Annotated in this window: 12 protein-coding genes; 8 read left to right on the plus strand and 4 right to left on the minus strand. The window is 59.7% G+C overall.

Translation table 11 applies throughout. The features are described 5' to 3' along the window. Window positions 1-174: 174 nt before the first annotated feature. Complete coding sequence (gene trxA / locus IV01_RS20335; RefSeq protein ID WP_032626474.1) at window positions 175-1,047, plus strand: thioredoxin; 873 nt, start codon at window positions 175-177, stop codon at window positions 1,045-1,047. Here trxA and IV01_RS20330 read toward each other — a convergent pair. Then, the gene (locus tag IV01_RS20330; protein WP_032626475.1) at window positions 1,044-1,397 is read right to left on the minus strand and encodes a hypothetical protein; all 354 of its coding nucleotides are present in this window, start codon (window positions 1,395-1,397) and stop codon (window positions 1,044-1,046) included. The genes trxA and IV01_RS20330 overlap by 4 nt on opposite strands. A gap of 351 nt (window positions 1,398-1,748) precedes the next feature. Here IV01_RS20330 and IV01_RS20325 point away from each other — a divergent pair, with 351 nt between their 5' ends. The 5 genes from IV01_RS20325 to IV01_RS20305 all read left to right on the plus strand — a co-directional run bounded on the left by IV01_RS20325 (window position 1,749) and on the right by IV01_RS20305 (window position 5,856). Next, window positions 1,749-2,351, plus strand: coding sequence for a DUF2796 domain-containing protein (locus IV01_RS20325; RefSeq protein ID WP_032626476.1), 603 nt, complete (start codon window positions 1,749-1,751; stop codon window positions 2,349-2,351). Window positions 2,352-2,418: 67 nt separating this feature from the next. Continuing rightward, on the plus strand, window positions 2,419-3,129 hold the full coding sequence (locus tag IV01_RS20320) for an ABC transporter ATP-binding protein (protein WP_032626477.1): 711 nt from the start codon (window positions 2,419-2,421) through the stop codon (window positions 3,127-3,129). A gap of 1 nt (window position 3,130) precedes the next feature. Next, window positions 3,131-4,396 (plus strand): ABC transporter permease, encoded by a 1,266-nt coding sequence (locus IV01_RS20315; RefSeq protein ID WP_032626478.1) that lies wholly within the window; start codon window positions 3,131-3,133, stop codon window positions 4,394-4,396. Between the two features lie 11 nt (window positions 4,397-4,407). Further along, on the plus strand, window positions 4,408-4,929 hold the full coding sequence (locus IV01_RS20310) for a DUF3299 domain-containing protein (protein ID WP_032626479.1): 522 nt from the start codon (window positions 4,408-4,410) through the stop codon (window positions 4,927-4,929). Window positions 4,930-5,169: 240 nt separating this feature from the next. Further along, on the plus strand, window positions 5,170-5,856 hold the full coding sequence (locus IV01_RS20305) for an OmpW/AlkL family protein (RefSeq protein ID WP_032626480.1): 687 nt from the start codon (window positions 5,170-5,172) through the stop codon (window positions 5,854-5,856). 227 nt (window positions 5,857-6,083) lie between these two features. Here the strand turns inward: IV01_RS20305 and IV01_RS20300 are convergent, their stop codons facing one another. Together IV01_RS20300 and IV01_RS20295 are read right to left on the minus strand one after the other, a co-directional pair. Continuing rightward, window positions 6,084-7,013 (minus strand): NAD-dependent epimerase/dehydratase family protein, encoded by a 930-nt coding sequence (locus IV01_RS20300; RefSeq protein ID WP_032626481.1) that lies wholly within the window; start codon window positions 7,011-7,013, stop codon window positions 6,084-6,086. Then, complete coding sequence (locus tag IV01_RS20295; protein WP_032626546.1) at window positions 7,006-7,890, minus strand: sugar nucleotide-binding protein; 885 nt, start codon at window positions 7,888-7,890, stop codon at window positions 7,006-7,008. The genes IV01_RS20300 and IV01_RS20295 overlap by 8 nt, the downstream gene beginning before the upstream one ends. 429 nt (window positions 7,891-8,319) lie before the next feature. Here IV01_RS20295 and IV01_RS20290 point away from each other — a divergent pair, with 429 nt between their 5' ends. Then, the gene (locus IV01_RS20290) at window positions 8,320-12,642 is read left to right on the plus strand and encodes a DEAD/DEAH box helicase (RefSeq protein WP_032626482.1); all 4,323 of its coding nucleotides are present in this window, start codon (window positions 8,320-8,322) and stop codon (window positions 12,640-12,642) included. A gap of 631 nt (window positions 12,643-13,273) precedes the next feature. Here the strand turns inward: IV01_RS20290 and IV01_RS20285 are convergent. After that, on the minus strand, window positions 13,274-15,394 hold the full coding sequence (locus tag IV01_RS20285; RefSeq protein WP_050507301.1) for a mechanosensitive ion channel family protein: 2,121 nt from the start codon (window positions 15,392-15,394) through the stop codon (window positions 13,274-13,276). Window positions 15,395-15,647: 253 nt separating this feature from the next. Between IV01_RS20285 and IV01_RS20280 the strand changes: the two genes are divergently transcribed. After that, window positions 15,648-17,993 (plus strand): FdhF/YdeP family oxidoreductase, encoded by a 2,346-nt coding sequence (locus IV01_RS20280; protein WP_032626484.1) that lies wholly within the window; start codon window positions 15,648-15,650, stop codon window positions 17,991-17,993. The last annotated feature ends 8 nt before the right edge of the window (window positions 17,994-18,001 follow it).

Here is an 18,001-nt window from a genome sequence, read left to right on the forward strand (position 1 = left end):
GCGCTTGCCCGCGATGCGATTTTTCAGGCGGCACATTTATCGACTGGACTGCCGCCATCGCGGGCAAGCGCGCTCCTACAGATCGATTTCGTCCTTGGGTCTACGACTCACCGCTTTGCGCAAACCCCCACGCCCTTTATAGTTGGCGGCATTCAGATCCTCCCGAGATTCGCAATGAACCAGGACACGACATACATCTTCGACGCCACCGCGGCGACCTTTCAGCAACTGGTGATCGACAAGTCGTTCGACCAACCGGTGCTGGTGGATTTCTGGGCCGAGTGGTGTGCTCCGTGCAAGGTGTTGATGCCGCTGCTGGCGCAAATCACCGAGAGTTATCAGGGCGAACTGCTGCTGGCGAAGGTCGACTGCGATGCAGAGCAAGACATCGTTGCGCGCTTCGGCATTCAGAGCCTGCCTACCGTGGTGCTATTCAAAGACGGTCAGCCGATCGATGGCTTCACCGGCGCGCAGCCTGAGTCGGAGATCCGCAAGATCCTCGCTCAACACGTGGTGATGCCGCCACCGAAAGCGGCCGACCCGGTGAAACTCGCTCAAGAGATGTTCGCCGAAAGCCACTTCGCTGAAGCCGAAGCGGTATTGCAGCAAGTGCTGACTGAAGACAACACCAACGTTGTGGCGCTGATCCTCTACGCACGCTGCCTGGCAGAGCGCGGCGCGCTGGACGAAGCCCGTGCGGTCTTGGATGCAGTGAAAACCGACGACCACAAAGCCGATCTGGCCGGCGCCCGCGCGCAGCTGACGTTCCTGGCAGAAGCCAAGGCTTTCCCGGATGCCGCCGACCTCAAGGCGCGTCTGGCGCAGAATCCGCAGGACGATGAAGCGGTGCATCAACTGGCGATTCAACAGCTTGCCCGCCAGCAGTATGAAGCGGCGCTGGAAGGCTTGTTGAAACTGTTCATCCGCAACCGCAACTACGCCGAAGGTCTGCCGCACAAGACCCTGCTGCAAGTCTTCGATCTGCTGGGCAACGACCACCCGCTGGTCACGGCCTATCGTCGCAAGCTGTTTGCTGCGCTGTACTAAGCGTCGGCTCCAAGCCAACTGTAGAGCGGCGCATCCTGGCCGCTCTCGACCTTGACCTGTGAACTGTGGCGCAGGCGCACCAACAAGCGCTTGCCCGCCGCCGTGCTGCCGGTCAGCCCTTCCAACTGATCCAACAGCTGCGGCCCGCTGATCTGCCCGGCGTCACGCAGTAGGTCGAGAGCGATCTGCCAGATCTTGTCGTCCTGAGTGGCAGGCTTGCTGGCAACAACAGGAGCGGCTTCAGGCTTGGCCGCCTTGAGCTGCGCGCCCAACTGCGCCCAATCCCCTTCATCCAGCTCCAGCGTCAAATCCACCGGCCAATCACCGACGGTTCCACGGATACGCAACATGGGTGCTTCCTCTTTTTTAGCAGGTGGGCATGCTCGCATAGCCGCACATGGATTGTCCTGCGCACCGCTCCCACAGGAATGATCTCAATATTGACGCGACGACGTGGGACCGGCTTTAGCCGGGAAGAGGCCGGTACATCCACACCCTATTTATCGTCTGAAGTGTCGCCTTCCCGGCTAAAGCCGGTCCCACGTCGTCACATCCGCTTGCGAGCAGACATAGAATCTCCCACAGGTCAGGGTTCGCAGCTCGAACCCTGAACAAACCTCAATTCCAGCTCACCCCCACCGAGATAATTGTTATAAGATCACATAACTATTTTTCACCCATCATGTCCGGAGTCTGTTTTTATGCGCCGTCTGCTGCTCGCTTTGCCCTTCGCTCTGCTTCCTCTCGCCATGGCTCACGCGGCTCCAGAACATGATCACGACCATGAGCACGGCAGCCTCGGCGCCCATGAGCATGGTGTGGGTCGGCTGGATGTGGCACTCGAAGGTCGCACGCTTGAGTTCGAACTGGACAGCCCGGCGATGAACATCGTGGGTTTCGAGCATCTGGCAACCAGCGCTGAAGACAAGGCCAAAGTCGCCGCTGCCAAGGAAATACTGCTCAAACCTCACGCGCTGTTCAGCGTGCCGGAAGCGGCCGAGTGCAATGTGGTCGCCCTGAAACTGGAAAGCCCATTGTTCGGTGACAAACCGGACGCCGACGCTGATCACGATCATGATCATGATCACGCTGATAAAGCCGGTGAGCCCGAAGAGCACGAGCACAGCGAAATCCACGGTACTTACAAATTCACCTGTAAAGTTCCTGCGGTACTGAAAACCCTCGACCTGACACAGATTTTCAAATCCTTCCCTGGCACTCAGAAGCTTCAGGTACAACTGATCTCGCCAAAAGGCCAGTCGGGTGCCGAAGTGCGTCCGAGCAATCCAAGCCTGAAGTTCTGATTTAGTCAGCGTTTAAACCGACCGGGCTTGCCCGGTCGTTTGATTTTCATCAAAGGCACTTTCGGCTATGACCCAAGCACTCATCGAACTCAGCGACCTTGGCTTCAGTTGGCCGGGGCATGCGCAATTGCTGGATATCCCGGAATTTCGTCTTGATGCGGGCGAAACCCTGTTTCTCAAAGGCCCGAGCGGCAGTGGCAAAACAACCCTGCTTGGGCTGTTGGGCGGCGTGCAGACACCCAATCGAGGCAGCATTCGCCTGCTGGGCCAGGAACTGACACAGTTGTCCGCAGGTGCTCGTGACCGGTTTCGGGTCGACCACACCGGCTATATCTTTCAGCAGTTCAACCTGCTGCCGTTCCTGTCTGTGCGCGAGAACGTCGAGTTGCCGTGCCACTTCTCCAAAGTCCGCGCAGAGCGAGCCCAGCAGCGCCACGGCAGCGTGGGAAAAGCCGCCACGACGCTGCTTTCCCACCTGGGCCTGAAAGATCCGGAAATGCTCAGCCGTCGCGCCGATGCTTTGTCCATTGGCCAACAGCAACGAGTCGCCGCCGCACGCGCCTTGATCGGCCAACCGGAGCTGGTGATCGCCGACGAGCCCACCTCGGCGCTGGATACCGACGCCCGGGAGGCGTTCATCAAGTTGCTGTTCGCTGAATGTCGCGAAGCCGGTGCCAGCCTGTTGTTTGTCAGCCATGACCAAAGCCTGGCGCCGCTGTTCGATCGCAGTCTGTCGTTGTCCGAACTCAATCGCGCCGCCGTCGCCGCAGAGGTTTGAGATGTATTTGTTTCGTCTAGCCATGGCCAGCCTGGCAAACCGTCGCTTCACCGCATTCCTGACCGCCTTTGCCATCGCCTTGTCGGTCTGCCTGTTGTTGGCGGTCGAGCGGGTGCGCACCGAGGCCCGGGCCAGTTTCGCCAGCACCATCAGCGGCACGGATCTGATCGTCGGTGCGCGTTCCGGCTCGATCAACCTGTTGCTGTATTCGGTATTTCGCATCGGCAACGCCACCAACAACATTCGCTGGGACAGCTATGAGGAGCTGTCCCACAGCAAACAGGTGAAATGGGCAATCCCGATTTCTCTGGGCGATTCCCATCGCGGTTATCGGGTGATGGGCACTAACGAAAGCTATTTCGAGCACTACCAGTTTGGCCGCCAGCAGCATTTGCAGATGGCCGAAGGTCGTGAGTTTCAGACTGATCCGTTTGAAGTGGTGCTCGGCGCAGAAGTCACCGACGCCCTGAAATACAAACTGGGCGACAAGCTGGTGCTGGCTCATGGCGTGGCGGTGGTCAGCCTGGTCAAGCACGACGACAAGCCATTCACCGTGGTCGGGATTCTCAAGCGGACCGGCACGCCGGTGGATCGCACGCTGCACATCAGCCTCGGTGGCATGGAAGCGATTCACATTGATTGGCAAAACGGTGTGCCGGCCCACGGAGCCGGGCGAATTTCCGCCGATCAGGCGCGCAACATGGACCTCACGCCCAAGGCCATCACGGCATTCATGCTGGGCCTGAACAGCAAGATCGCCACCTTCGCCGTGCAGCGCGAAATCAATGAATTCCGTGGCGAGCCACTGCTCGCAATTCTGCCCGGCGTGGCACTTCAGGAGTTGTGGAGCTTGATGGGCACGGCGGAAAAAGCCTTGTTTGTGATTTCTCTGTTTGTGGTGCTGACCGGCCTGATCGGCATGCTCACGGCAATTCTCACCAGCCTCAACGAGCGCCGCCGGGAAATGGCGATTCTGCGCTCGGTGGGCGCTCGCCCCTGGCACATTGCGACACTATTGATCATGGAGGCCTTCGCCCTGGCGTTGGCCGGCGTGGTCAGTGGCATGGCCCTGCTGTACGTCGGCATCGCCGCCGCCCAAGGCTATGTACAAAGCAATTACGGCCTGTTTTTACCGCTTTCTTTGCCCAGCGAATATGAATGGACGCTGCTCGGTGGCATTCTGGCGGCCGCGCTGCTGATGGGTGTTGTACCCGCTTGGCGCGCCTATCGGCAGTCACTGGCCGATGGTTTGTCGATCCGTTTATGAGGACGTTGAACATGCGGCGTTTGTTACTGGTTTTGCTGTTATCGATCAGCCCACCGTTGTGGGCTGCCGAGCCGCAGGTGCTGACGTGGGAAGACATGATCCCGCCTGACGCCCCCAAAATCGCGCCCATTACCGCCCCGATTCATAACCTGTCCGGGCTGTCCGATGCGCTGTCGGTGGAGTCCGCGCCAGCAGCTCACCAACAGGCGCCTCACGCTCCGGTGGTCAAGGCGCTGGACGGGAAAAACGTTCGCCTGCCTGGCTACATCGTGCCACTGGAAGTCAGTGAAGAAGGCCGGGTGACTGAGTTTCTGCTCGTGCCGTATTTCGGCGCGTGCATCCATGTTCCGCCACCGCCTTCGAACCAGATCGTGCATGTCACCAGCGAGCTGGGGGTGAAGGTCGAGGAGCTTTATCAGCCGTACTGGATCGAAGGGCCGATGCAGGTCAAAGCGACCTCCAGTGAACTGGCTGATGCAGGCTATCAGATGGAAGCCGACAAGATCCTGGTCTATGAGTTGCCTGATACATAGGTCTATTGGAGGGCAGTTTACCTGCAAAGTCGCGCGATCCCGTGGGACCGGCTTTTAGCCGGGAAGAGGCCAGTACACTCACTACGATCTTCTTCGCCTGGAATTTTGCCTTCCCGGCTGAAGCCGGTCCCACGTCATTTCGAGGGCTTCATCGCGTTTTCATTGAGCTGTGTCAAAGCCGCCCTTTAGACGGGCCGTAACATTGGCAACAGACAAATTGAACCGCCTTTTGGAGCCCCCATGAACAAGACCTTGCTCAGCGCTTCCCTTTTCGCGCTGGCCCTCAGCACCCCTTTCGCAGCCCAGGCTTACGAGGCCGGTGATTTCATCGTCCGCGCCGGTGTGGCACACGTCGAGCCCAACGAAGACAGCGGCGAAATCCGTCTGGACGGCAGCAAGGTCTCCGGCACCAAAGCGACCGTTAATGGCGAAAACCAACTCGGCCTGACGTTCGGCTACATGATCACTCCCCACGTCGGCATCGAACTGCTGGCGGCCACGCCGTTCAGCCACACCGTTTCGGTCAAAGGTCTGGGCGCGGGCCTGGATGGCAAGTTGGGTGACATCAAGCAACTGCCTCCAACGCTGTCGTTGCAGTACTACCCGATGGAAGCTTCGTCGAAGTTTCAGCCCTACGCGGGTATCGGCATCAACTACACCACCTTTTTCGACACAGACCTCACTGGCAATCGCAAAAGCCAGGGCTTCAGCAACCTGAAACTGAAAGACTCGGTGGGTCTGGCCGGTCAGATCGGTATGGACTACCTGTTGACTGACAACATTCTGCTCAACGCATCGGTCTGGTACATAGACATCGACACCGAAGCCACCGTTGATGGTCCGTCTGCGCTGAGCGTGGGCAAGACCAAGGTTGATGTGGATATCGACCCATGGGTTTACATGGTGGGTGTTGGTTACAAGTTCTGAGGATTCACCTTTTCTGTAGGAGCGAGCTTGCTCGCGAAGGGGCCGGGACATCAGCATATATTTCGGAAGGCAGGAACATTGCCTTCGCGAGCAAGCTCGCTGCCACAGGTCCTGTGTTTGCTGCGCGACAGCGCGGCGTCTGGACGACGAGGGATCTACTACAGGAATATCAGCAGGCGTAAAAAAAGCACCTCATCGGTGCTTTTTTTGTGCCTGCAAATCCAGCCTTATCGCCCCAGCAACTTCGCCAATCCAACCTGCAATGGCGTTGGCTCGCCAAGCTTGAACCGCGCCAGCAAACGCTGATTGTTGGCTCGAGAGTGACGGATGTCGCCGGAGCGTGCTGCCTGATAAGTGACTTCAGACTGTTTGCCCACCACGTCTGCCAGCGCCACCAGCAGTTGATTCAACGAGGTGGTGTTATTCAAACCGACGTTCACCGCGCCCTGCTCGACCTGCGGCAGGTCCAACGCCTGGGTCAGTAACTTGACCACGTCGCCGACGTAGAAGAAATCCCGGGTTTGCTCGCCATCGCCAAACACCGCAATGGGCAGCCCCTTCTCAGCGCGCTCGGCAAAGATGCTGATCACGCCGGAGTACGGCGAGGACGGGTCCTGGCGCGGGCCAAAGATATTGAAGAAGCGGAAAATCACCGGCTCGAGACCATGCTGGCGGCCGTAGAAATCAAGGTAGTATTCGCTGGACAACTTGTCCGAGGCGTAGGGCGTCAACGGTGCCTTGGGTGTGTCTTCGCTGATTGCTTCGCCTTCGCCGTTGTTGCCATACACCGCTGCGCTGGAAGCAAATACCACGCGTTTGATGCCGGCCTCGCGCATGGCTTCGCACACGTTCAGAGTGCCGATGAAGTTGCTTTGATGGGTGCGCACCGGGTCGTCCACGGAGGCTTGAACCGAGGCGACAGCCGCCAGGTGCACAACCGCCTTACAGCCCTGAACAGCGCGAGCCACCAGCTTAGCGTCGGCCACATCGCCTTCGATCAGTTCGACCCGAGGGTTATCCAGCGGCAGGTTGCTGCGCTTGCCTGTGGACATATCATCAAGAACACGCACCGCATGCCCCTGGGCCAGGAGCGCATCGGTCAGATGTGAGCCGATGAAACCGGCACCGCCGGTGATGAGAACAGGAGCATCAGACATGTCGGTAGTAACGATCCAGGAGGCTCGGCAGCCCGGCACGCCAGGCGCGGGGCTTGATACCAAAGGTATGAAGAATTTTCTTGCAGGCCAGCACGCCATGTTGCGGCTCATCGCTCGCATCGGCACCGGCGGCATGGGCCTGGGCGGTGGGTGACTCAATCGCCAGCGGATGCAACAACTGTGCTTCGGTCAGGATCGCCTGCCCCAGCGCCAGCGGTGTGGTCGCTTCATGCCCGGCGTAGTGGTAAGTGCCCCACAACGGCGATTCGCAATCCAGCTGCTTGAGGACGGCGATGATCACCCGGGCGGCATCGTCCACCGGCGTGGGGTTGCCACGGCGGTCATCGGCCATCAGCAGCTCTTGCGGTAGCTTGGCGCGGGTCAGGAAACGCCCCAGTACACCGTCGGGGCTGTCATCGAGCAACCAGCCGAAACGCAGCAACAAGTGCTGTGGGCAGGTGGCGCGCACGCTTTGCTCGATACGCAACAAGGCCTGACCGCGCAGCCCGAGGGGCACCGGCTCGTCTTTTTCGCTGTAGGCCGTCGCACGAGAACCGTCGAATACCCGGTAGCTGGACGGCTGCAACAGGGTGATGTTGTGGTGCTGGCACAGTTCCGCCAGACGCTCGACTGAGCGCTCCTGGCTATTCAAGCGGGCCTCGCTCACTGTTTCGGCCTGAAACCAGTCGAAATAGTAGGCAAGGTTGATCAAGGCATCGGGACGGGTGTCATCGAGCAATTGCGTCAGACTCGCTGCGTCCCAGCCATCTTGCGGCGGACGCGGTGCCAGGAAGCCAATGTCTTCCTCGGCACCCAGACGAATCAGCGCCTGCCCAAGGGCATTCCCGCCGCCCAACAGCATAAGGCGCATTCGCATAGGGTCAGCAGGCTCGGTATCAAATTCACTGAAAATATAAGTGTAAAACGCCAACAAACATATCACGTTGCCGCTTATCCCCCAACCGTTAGGGTGTGAGGGGGATTTCTCGGCTGCACGCAAACACAGGATTAAAGCGAGACCTTGTGGGAGCGGTGTTCCTCTGTAGGAGCGCGCTTGCCCGCGATGAACGATGATGCGGTATGTCTGCCAGACCAAGGTGACTGGTTCGCGGGCAAGCCTCGCTCCAACGGATCGGTGATCGCCTGTGGGAGCGGTGCTTGCCCGCGATGAACGATGATGCGGTATGTCTGAAAAACCGAGTCGCCTGCATCGCGGGCAAGTACCGCACACATAAAGCGATCCAGCGTTCCAACCACCGATCAGAAGCGCTTGCATCTTCCCGGCAGCACCCTCATTAATTCGCCCATGAATCTTCCCCACATCATTGATCCGGCGCTCGACGGTTTTCATCCGGCGGTCAGCGCGTGGTTTCGCAGTACTTTTCCTGCGGTGACGCCCGCTCAGGCTCAGGCGTGGCCGTTGATCAAGGCCCGGCGCTCGACCTTGATTGCTGCGCCTACCGGCTCCGGGAAAACCCTGACCGCGTTTCTTGCCGTGCTAGACGATCTGGTCCATCAGGGCCTTGAGCACGGCGGCGAGTTGCCGGAGCAGACCTTTGTGGTTTACGTCTCGCCCCTCAAGGCGCTGTCCAACGACATCCAGATCAATCTGCAAAACCCGCTGGCCGGGATCACCGCGCAGTTGCAACACATGGGCCTGCCGCCGTTGCGCATAAACACAGCAGTACGCACCGGTGATACGCCACAGAAAGATCGCTCGGCAATGCGCAAGAACGCCCCGCATATTCTGGTCACCACCCCAGAGTCGTTGTACGTATTGCTCGGTTCGGATTCCGGACGACGCATGCTCGCCAGTACCCGCACGGTGATCGTCGACGAAATCCACGCCATCGCCGCCAGCAAACGCGGCAGTCATCTGTCGTTGAGCCTCGAACGTTTGCAAGCCCTGTGCGGCGAGCCGTTGCTGCGCATTGGTTTGTCGGCGACCCAAAAGCCCATCGAGTTGGTGTCGCGGTTTCTGGTTGGCGCTGATCCAGTCAAACGCCCCTGCGCCATTGTCGATATTGGCCACGCACGGCCACGGGATCTGGGTATCGAGGTGCCGCCCGTAGCGCTCGGGCCGGTCATGGCCAATGACGTCTGGGAACTGGTGTACGACCGCCTTGCTGAACTGACCAGCGAGCACCGCACCACGCTGATTTTCGTCAACACCCGGCGTATGGCGGAACGCATGGCCCGGCACTTGAGCGAGCGCCTGAGCAAAGACGCGGTTGCCGCCCACCACGGTAGCCTGGCCAAAGAGCAGCGCCTGGATGCCGAGCAACGCCTCAAGCGTGGTGACTTGCAGGTATTGATCGCAACAGCGTCGCTAGAACTGGGGATCGATATCGGCGACGTGGATCTGGTTTGCCAGATTGCCTCACCCCGCTCCATCTCCGCGTTTCTGCAAAGGGTCGGCCGCTCCGGGCACCACGTCGGCGGCACGCCCAAAGGCCGGCTGTTTGCCACTTCCCGGGACGACTTGATTGAATGCGCGGCGCTGCTGGACTGCGTGCGGCGCGGCGAGCTGGATATCTTGCAGATCCCCAAGGCGCCGCTGGACGTGCTCGCGCAACAGATCGTCGCCGAAGTGAGTTTGCAGGAATGGCACGAACAAGAGTTGCTGGACATGTTCCGGCAGGCGTCGCCTTATGCCGAGCTGGACGCTGACCATTATCAGGCGCTGCTGAGCATGCTGGCCGAGGGCTACAGCGGTCGTCAGGGCGTGCGCAGCGCTTATCTACACCGCGATGCCCTGACTCGCACCCTGCGCGGTCGAAGAGGCAGCAAGCTGACAGCCGTCACCAGCGGCGGGACCATTCCAGACAACGCCGACTACAGCGTGATCCTCGAACCCCAGGCGCTGAACATCGGCACGGTCAACGAAGACTTCGCGGTGGAAAGCATTGCTGGCGACATCTTTCAGCTGGGCAACACCTCGTATCGCATCCTGCGCATCGAGACCGGTCGCGTGCGGGTTGAAGACGCTCAGGGCCAGCCGCCCAACATTCCGTTCTGGCTGGGTGAAGCGCCGGGGCGCAGCGATGAATTGTCCTTCGCTGTCGCACGCCTGCAAGGTCAGATCGATGAAATACTGGGCGCGCATCCCGGCGATTTGCAACCCTGCACCGACTGGCTGATCGACACCCTCGGTCTGAATCTGGCCAGCGCCGAGCAACTGGTGGATTACCTGGCGCGGACCCGTTCAGTGCTCAGCGCCCTGCCCTCGCAAGACACGCTGATCATGGAACGCTTTTTCGACGAGTCCGGTGGCACGCAGTTAATCATCCACACGCCGTTTGGTAGCCGGATCAATCGCGCCTGGGGCCTGGCATTGCGCAAACGCTTCTGTCGCACCTTCAATTTCGAATTGCAAGCGGCGGCCAGTGAAGATGCCATCGTGCTGTCGCTGTCCACCAGTCACAGTTTTGCCTTGGATGAAGTCTGGCGTTACTTGAATTCCAACAGCGCCGAACATCTGCTGATTCAGGCGGTGCTGGATGCGCCACTCTTCGGCGTGCGTTGGCGCTGGAATGCGGGCACTGCGCTGGCTCTGCCGCGCTATAGCGGCGGACGCAAAGTCGCCCCGCAACTGCAACGGATGAAAAGCGAAGATTTGATCGCCACGGTATTTCCCGACCAGATCGCCTGCCTGGAAAATATCGTCGGCGAGCGAGAAGTGCCGGACCATCCGCTGATCGAACAAACCCTCGATGACTGTCTGCACGAAGCTATGGATGCCGAAGGCTGGCTGGCGCTTCTGCGGCGCATGGAAAGCGGCGACGTGCGGCTGATTGCCAAGGACTTGCCTGCGCCCTCCCCCCTCGCGGCGGAAATCCTCAATGCTCGGCCCTATGCCTTTCTCGACGATGCACCCTTGGAAGAGCGCCGCACCCAAGCGGTGCTCAACCGGCGCTGGAGCGATCCGCAATCGTCAGACGATCTGGGTGCACTGGATGCCGAGGCCATTGTGGCGGTGGGTGAAGAAGCCTGGCCGCAACCGCAGAACATCGACGAGATGCATGAAGCGCTGATGAGCCTCGGCTGTATTGGCGGCGCCGAGGCAGGAGCGCAGCCGGACTGGATGAAATGGCTGGAAAATCTGGCCCGCTCAGGCCGGGCGACGCGCTTGCAGGTCAGCGTCGATCAGGCGGTGTGGATCGCCATTGAGCGCCTGACGTGCCTGCACGCTATTTATCCACAAGCTGAAATGCATCCGCAGCTTGAGGCTCTGAAAGATTTCGATGAGACCTGGGACCGCGACGAGGCGATTGTCGAAGTGGTCCGTGCGCGCCTGAGTGGCTTTGGTCCATTGCCGGTGCGATCCATTGCCGAACCTTTGGCGTTGAGCGCCAGCAGCGTGACTCAGGCACTGGCTCGACTGGAAAGTGAAGGCTATGTGTTGCGCGGCCGCTTCAGCCCCGGCGCCAGCGAAGATCAATGGTGCGAGCGGCACTTGCTGGCGCGGATTCATCGCTACACGGTCAAACGCCTGCGTCGTGAAATAGAGCCGGTGTCGTTGCAGGACTTCATGCGGTTTCTGTTCGACTGGCAGCATTTATCGACCAGCACCCGCAGCCAGGGACAGGCCGCGCTGCCGGAAATCATTGGCCAACTGGAAGGCTTCAGCGCCGCAGCGGGCGCGTGGGACAGCGACCTGCTGCCCGCGCGGCTCAAGGATTACTCGCAAAGCTGGCTGGATGAAATCTGCCGTTCGGGCAAAGTGGTCTGGACGCGGCTGGCCGCCAATGGCAAACCCGGCGCTGCCGCGTTGCGCAGTACGCCGATTGTGTTGTTGCCGCGCAGTCAACTGAGCTTGTGGAGCGGGCTCACCGGACAGTCGTTACCCGAGGAGCTTTCGTTAAAGGCGCAGAAGGTTCATGCCGCCCTCGCCAGCCATGGCGCGATGTTTTTCGATGAGCTGATCAGCGAAGCCCGCCTATTGCGCGCCGAACTGGAAATCGCCTTGCAGGAGTTGGTCGCGGCGGGGTTGGTCAATGCTGACAGCTTTGCTGGTTTGCGCGCGCTCATCACGCCCGCCAGCAAACGCTCGGCGCATACCAGCCGACGCAATCGTGGGGCCTTCATTGGCGGCATGGACGATGCCGGACGCTGGGCATTGTTACGGCGCGCGCCGCTGCCAATCGCCACGGAGAGCAAGCGCCCTCAAGCCATTGACCCGACTGTTCTGGAGCATATTGCGATGACCTTGCTGCGCCGATACGGCGTGGTGTTCTGGCGATTGCTGGAGCGGGAAGCCGACTGGCTGCCGAGCTGGCGGGAGTTACTGCGCACCTTCCACCGCCTGGAAGCGCGGGGTGAAATACGCGGCGGGCGGTTTGTCAGTGGGTTGGCAGGCGAACAGTTTGCGCTGCCTGAAGCGATCCCTGTGCTGCGTGAAATCCGCAAGCGACCACTGGACGGCAGCCTGATCAGCCTCAGCGGCGTCGACCCGCTGAATCTGGTGGGCACGCTGCTTCCTGGCAGCAAAGTCCCGGCGCTGGTGGGTAATCGCCTGGTCTACCGCGACGGCATCCCCGCCGCCGCAATCATCGCCGGTAAACCGCAGTATTGGCTGGAGCTGGATCAACAGGCCATGGCACAGGTGCGGGATCGATTGTTGCGGTAGCCGAGATAGCTACGATCCCTGTGGGAGCGAGGCTTGCCCGCGAATCGGTCGACGCGATTTGTCAGTTACACCGCATTATCGTTCTTCGCGGGCAAGCACCGCTCCCACAGAAGATCATCGAACCCGTTGGAGCGAGGCTTGCCCGCGAAAGGGCAGGTACAGCCGCCACATCTCCGAGGCTGAACCAATGCCTTCGCAAGCAAGCTTGCTCCCACAGGGTATTCGGAATGTCTGTTGGAGCCGGGTTCGGCGATCTTCCGTGGGAGCGAGCTTGCTCGCGAAGGTGCCGGTACAGCCGCCACATCTCCGAGGCGGAACCAATGCCTTCGCAAGCAAGCTTGCTCCCACAGGGTATTGGGAATGTCTGTTGGAGCCGGGTTCGGCGATCTTCCGTGGGAGCGAGCTTGCTCGCGAAGGTGCCGGTACAGCCGCCACACCTCCGAGGCTGAACCAATGCCTTCGCAAGCAAGCTTGCTCCCACAGGGTATTGGGAATGACTGTTGGAGCCGGGTTCGGCGATCTTCCGTGGGAGCGAGCTTGCTCGCGAAGGTGCCGGTACAGCCGCCACATCTCCGAGGCTGAACCTATGCCTTCGCAAGCAAGCTTGCTCCCACAGGTTTTACTTCTGCGCTTATTTAGGCTGCACCGGCGGGCTTTCGGAGCCGTCGACGTTCACCACATTACCTTTGCCCGAAGCCGGCTGGGCGTCCCTGTCCGCTGACAGCTGTTGCACCTGCCCGGCATTAGGGCTGATCACGGTCTGTGGATAAGTTTGCGCGAAGCGTACGTCATCCGATTTATCCACAAGCTTTTTCAGCCGCTCGTTGAACGCCCGACCGACGCTGTACTGCCCTCCGGACGAAGTACGGAACTGCGCGGTCAGTACCACGCCGTTGAGGTCCATGCGATCGACGCCGAACACTTCGAGTGGGCCTTGCAGATTGCTCTTGAGCAGGACGTCTTCGGAAATCGACTGCCCGGTTTCGCGGATCAATGACAACGCGCTGTCGATGTCCGAGTCGTAGGTGAACTGCACCGAGAAGAACGCATAGGCGAATTGACGGGACTGGTTGGTCACCGCCTTGATCTGACCGAACGGCACCGAATGCACAAAACCCTTGCCGTCACGCAGGCGCACGGTGCGAATCGTCAGACTTTCCACTGTCCCGGAGTGTCCCGTGCTGAGCACCACCCAGTCGCCGATAGAAAAGGTGTCTTCGATGATGATGAACAGGCCGGTGATGACATCCTGGACCAACTGCTGGGAACCGAAACCGATGGCCAGACCGACCACGCCAGCACCCGCCAGCAGCGGCGCGACGTTGATACCCAGATTGGCCATGGTGGTGATCGCGCAGATCACCACCAGAATGATTTTGATCGCGTTACGCAACAGCGGCAGGATGGTCTTGATCCGGGTGCTGGGCTGGCGATTGGAGCGATGATGAACTGGCGGCTTCAGGGCTTCCTGAATCGCCGTATCCAGCACCACCCACAGCAACCAGGTGACCAGAAAGATCAGGCCGATGCTGCTTAGCGATTCACTGATGACCCGGCCCAAGCTATTGCGCTGGGCAAACTCAAACAATGAGAAGCCCCAGATCCGCCCGAGTATTTCAATGAACGAGATCGCCAGAATAATCCGCATGATCGCGTGGCCCAGACTTAGCAGGCGCTCCCGGTAGACATGCACGCCACGCGCGCGGATTTCAGCTGGCTTGAAAATGTGCTGGAAAACCGTGCTGAGGAACACTGTGGCAATCAGCAAAATCGTCGTGAACAATGCGCAGCGCAGGGCTTTCTGGCTGTCTTCGCCAGCACCGATCAGGCTCACGGCCGAGACCAGGATCATCAGCAGGATCGGCAAGTGCCAAAGGTTGGAAAATATCTTCAGTGACTGTTGCAGTGCAGGTTGTGCCAGGCGGCTGCTCAACTGTCGGTTACGAATCAAGTGCGCGATGGGACGCCGCACCTTGATGATCAGAATGCAGAACACCACCGAGGCGAACAATCCGGTGAAAGCCGCCACGCTGGTAGTGACGTTATTGCCGATCTGACGGGCAATCTGCGGGCTGGTCAGGGCATCACTCAGGGCCGCCAGGAAGCCGATGACGAACAGCGGTTTCGGGGCGTAGCGCCGGATCATGCGCACAGCAGCGCGTTTATGCCCGTAGTTGAACATCACGATGACGCACAGCAGCACGGAGGTTGAAACGATGCCGCTGCTGGTCGCATACGCAAAACACAATGCCAGCGCGCGGCCCACTGATGTGTCCATTAAATGACTGACATACAGGGTCAGCGGCAGACTGATAATCGCCGGCAAGGTGTAAGGCAACACATAGCCGATCAGCGCCTGGCTACGCGCCCGAACCATCAGGAACGGGCGTCGGTTAAGGCGTACCGCGATGAAACTGCCCAGAATCGTCAGCACTGCAAAGGTGCCGATCCACACCAATGAGAGCATGACGAAGTCGCCTGCCGCGCCCCACTGAGATTCCGGCGTTGGTTTGCTGACCAGTTTGTCCAGCTCATTGGCGGCCCGATCTGCCCGCAACCGCCAGCTGTCCAGCCAGTTGCTGTCCAAGTCGAGCTTTTCCTGTACATCGTCAATGCTGGAACTGATAACGCCCAGCAGCCCACCCTGGAGAAGTATCTCCGGTGCCGCCGGAGCTGCGGGCGCCTCGGAGGTGGCGGCAGCCGCGGGTGCTTCTGCGGCCTGGATATTGAGGTTGCCTGTGCATAGAAGCATGCACAGCAAGATGCGTCGGATAAAGATGGACTTGAAGTTCGACAAAGCGCGGTGTTCCTCAATAGCAGCAGAACGGGTTAGCGGCAGCACTAGAGACTGATCGATATCAGCCCAACAAGTTCGGTTTGGGCCTGGGATGCGTCCAGGCTACCGCTGACGAATTGACACAGAACCTTTGCCTCAGGCGCTGCGTCAGAACTTCACAACACGGACATAGCCCCCCATATTTCGTCAGCAGGCAGAGGCAACTTCGATGCTCATTCACCCCCAAGCGCACTATCGCCCCTACACCGATGCCTCCGGAGGGTGGGGATCGGCGAAATCGGTGATGAGGATTCTGTGGCGTGAGCAGGCGCTGATCAAAGCGCCTCGTGCCTTGACCCGGCAGAACAAGCCTGGGGGTTTTGCTTGCGTGAGCTGTGCCTGGGCAAAGCCTGGTAAACCGCACTCGCTGGAATTCTGTGAAAACGGCGCCAAAGCCACGGCCTGGGAGCTGACTTCACTCAAAACCAGCCCCGAGTTCTTCGCCCGTCATTCAGTCACAGAGCTGTTGCAATGGCATGACTACGACCTCGAACAGCACGGCCGCCTGACCCATCCTTTGCGCTACGACCCGCAAACCGATCACTACCGTGAAACCACATGGGAACAGGCATATCAGGAAATCGGCTCACAGCTGCGTGCCCTTGAACCTGATAGCGTTGCCTTCTATGCCTCAGGTCGTGCATCGCTGGAAACTTCGTTCATCTATCAGCTGTTCGCCCGTGCCTACGGGACCAATAACCTGCCCGACAGCTCGAACATGTGCCACGAAAGCACATCAGTCGGCTTGCAGGAGAGCATCGGCGTGCCAGTGGGCACGGTGACGCTGGATGATTTCCAGCACACTGACTGCATTTTTTTCTTCGGCCAGAACGTGGGCAGCAACAGCCCGCGCATGCTTCATGATCTGCAGGATGCCCGCCGCCGCGATGTGCCGATCATCACCTTCAACCCGATCCGCGAACGGGGGCTGGAACGCTTCGTCAATCCGCAATCGCCAACACAAATGCTTGGCCCGGACTCGACGATCATCAGTACGCAATATCACCAGTTGGCAATCGGCGGTGATATCGCTGCGGTCATGGGCATTGCCAAGGCGCTGTTCGAGATGGACAAAACAGCGCTGATCAAAGGCGAACCTGCGGTGATCGACCAGCAATTCATTTCCCAGCACACCGAAGGCTTCGGCGAGTTTGCCGCGACGGTTCGGGAGTTCGACTGGGCGGTGCTGGAGATGCGTTCAGGCCTCACTCGCGGCGCCATGGAAGCCGCCGCCATGGTCTACGCCCGCAGTGAGCGAGCGATGATTATCTATGGCATGGGCATAACTCAGCATCGCAAAGGTGTGGATGCGGTGCAGATGCTGGTCAACCTGCTGTTGCTGCGCGGCAACATTGGTAAACCCGGTGCCGGGATCTGCCCGGTGCGCGGGCACTCCAACGTCCAGGGGCAGCGCACCGTCGGCATTAGTGAAGACCCAGGCAAAGTACCTGTGGATAAAATCGAGGCATTGTTTGGCTTTCATGTGCCGACCAAAAAAGGTCGCGCCACGGTGGAGACTTGCGAAGGCATCCTCGACGGCAGCGTGCGCGGCTTCATCGGTTTGGGTGGAAATTTTCTGCGAGCAGTCCCGGATACCTCACGCATGGAGCCGGCCTGGAAGAACTTGCAACTCAGCGTGCAGATTGCGACGAAGCTCAATCGCACCCACTTGGTTATGGCGAAAAACACCTGGCTGTTGCCCTGCCTGGGCAAGATCGAAATTGATCGGCAAAACGGCAAAGAACAATGCTACAGCACTGAAGACAGCACCGGCTGCATCCGTGGCTGGAAAGGCAACAGTGAACCGGTGAGCGAACATGTGCGCGCCGAGACGGCCATTTTGGCGGGGCTGGCCAAGGCGACGTTATCCGGCACCGAACGCATCGACTGGGATGCCTGGCGCAGTGACTACGCGTCTATCCGCGAAGCGATCAGCGAAGTCTACCCGGAGATTTTCCACGACATGGAAAACCGCATGTGGGAACCGGGCGGCTTTCACAAACCGGTTGCGGCGGCGCACCGCGAGTGGAAAACCGAAAGCCAGCGAGCGCAGTTCATTACCCCGCGACTGGCCGAAGATAGCGATGTGGAACAGAGCCAGGAACGTCGCGATGTATTGCAACTGATGACGTTACGCAGCAATGACCAGTTCAACACCACAATCTACGGCTTTGATGATCGCTTTCGTGGCGTCAGCGGTACGCGCACGGTGATTTTCATGAACCGTAACGACATTGTTCGCCTGGGCTTTGCAGCCGGCGACTGGGTCATGCTGACAACAGCAGTGCAGCCTGAAGTCCCGCGGCAGGTTGGCCCGATGCAGATCATCGGCTACGACATTCCCCAAGGCTGCAGCGCCGCGTACTACCCGGAATGCAATCCGCTGGTGCCCCTCTGGCATCACGCTGAGCGTAGCAAAGTGCCTGCGGCGAAATCGGTGCCGATCATTTTAAGCCGAGCAACAGCTCCGGCAGACCGGCACAACGTGGTTCCGCAGAGTGATCAGGTGGTTTGATGGGAAGT

The sequence above is a fragment of the Pseudomonas syringae genome, from assembly GCF_000737245.1.
In the GTDB taxonomy this organism is placed as follows: Bacteria; Pseudomonadota; Gammaproteobacteria; order Pseudomonadales; family Pseudomonadaceae; genus Aquipseudomonas; species Aquipseudomonas syringae_J.

Bases quoted from the DNA above. Each gene is read 5' to 3' on its own strand.
- IV01_RS20315 (WP_032626478.1), top strand. From the start codon at position 3,131: ATGTATTTGTTTCGTCTAGCCATGGCCAGCCTGGCAAACCGTCGCTTC.
- IV01_RS20305 (WP_032626480.1), top strand. From the start codon at position 5,170: ATGAACAAGACCTTGCTCAGCGCTTCCCTTTTCGCGCTGGCCCTCAGC.
- IV01_RS20280 (WP_032626484.1), top strand. From the start codon at position 15,648: ATGCTCATTCACCCCCAAGCGCACTATCGCCCCTACACCGATGCCTCC.
- IV01_RS20320 (WP_032626477.1), top strand. From the start codon at position 2,419: ATGACCCAAGCACTCATCGAACTCAGCGACCTTGGCTTCAGTTGGCCG.
- IV01_RS20325 (WP_032626476.1), top strand. From the start codon at position 1,749: ATGCGCCGTCTGCTGCTCGCTTTGCCCTTCGCTCTGCTTCCTCTCGCC.
- IV01_RS20295 (WP_032626546.1), bottom strand. From the start codon at position 7,890: ATGCGAATGCGCCTTATGCTGTTGGGCGGCGGGAATGCCCTTGGGCAG.
- trxA (WP_032626474.1), top strand. From the start codon at position 175: ATGAACCAGGACACGACATACATCTTCGACGCCACCGCGGCGACCTTT.
- IV01_RS20300 (WP_032626481.1), bottom strand. From the start codon at position 7,013: ATGTCTGATGCTCCTGTTCTCATCACCGGCGGTGCCGGTTTCATCGGC.
- IV01_RS20285 (WP_050507301.1), bottom strand. From the start codon at position 15,394: ATGCTTCTATGCACAGGCAACCTCAATATCCAGGCCGCAGAAGCACCC.
- IV01_RS20290 (WP_032626482.1), top strand. From the start codon at position 8,320: ATGAATCTTCCCCACATCATTGATCCGGCGCTCGACGGTTTTCATCCG.
- IV01_RS20310 (WP_032626479.1), top strand. From the start codon at position 4,408: ATGCGGCGTTTGTTACTGGTTTTGCTGTTATCGATCAGCCCACCGTTG.
- IV01_RS20330 (WP_032626475.1), bottom strand. From the start codon at position 1,397: ATGTTGCGTATCCGTGGAACCGTCGGTGATTGGCCGGTGGATTTGACG.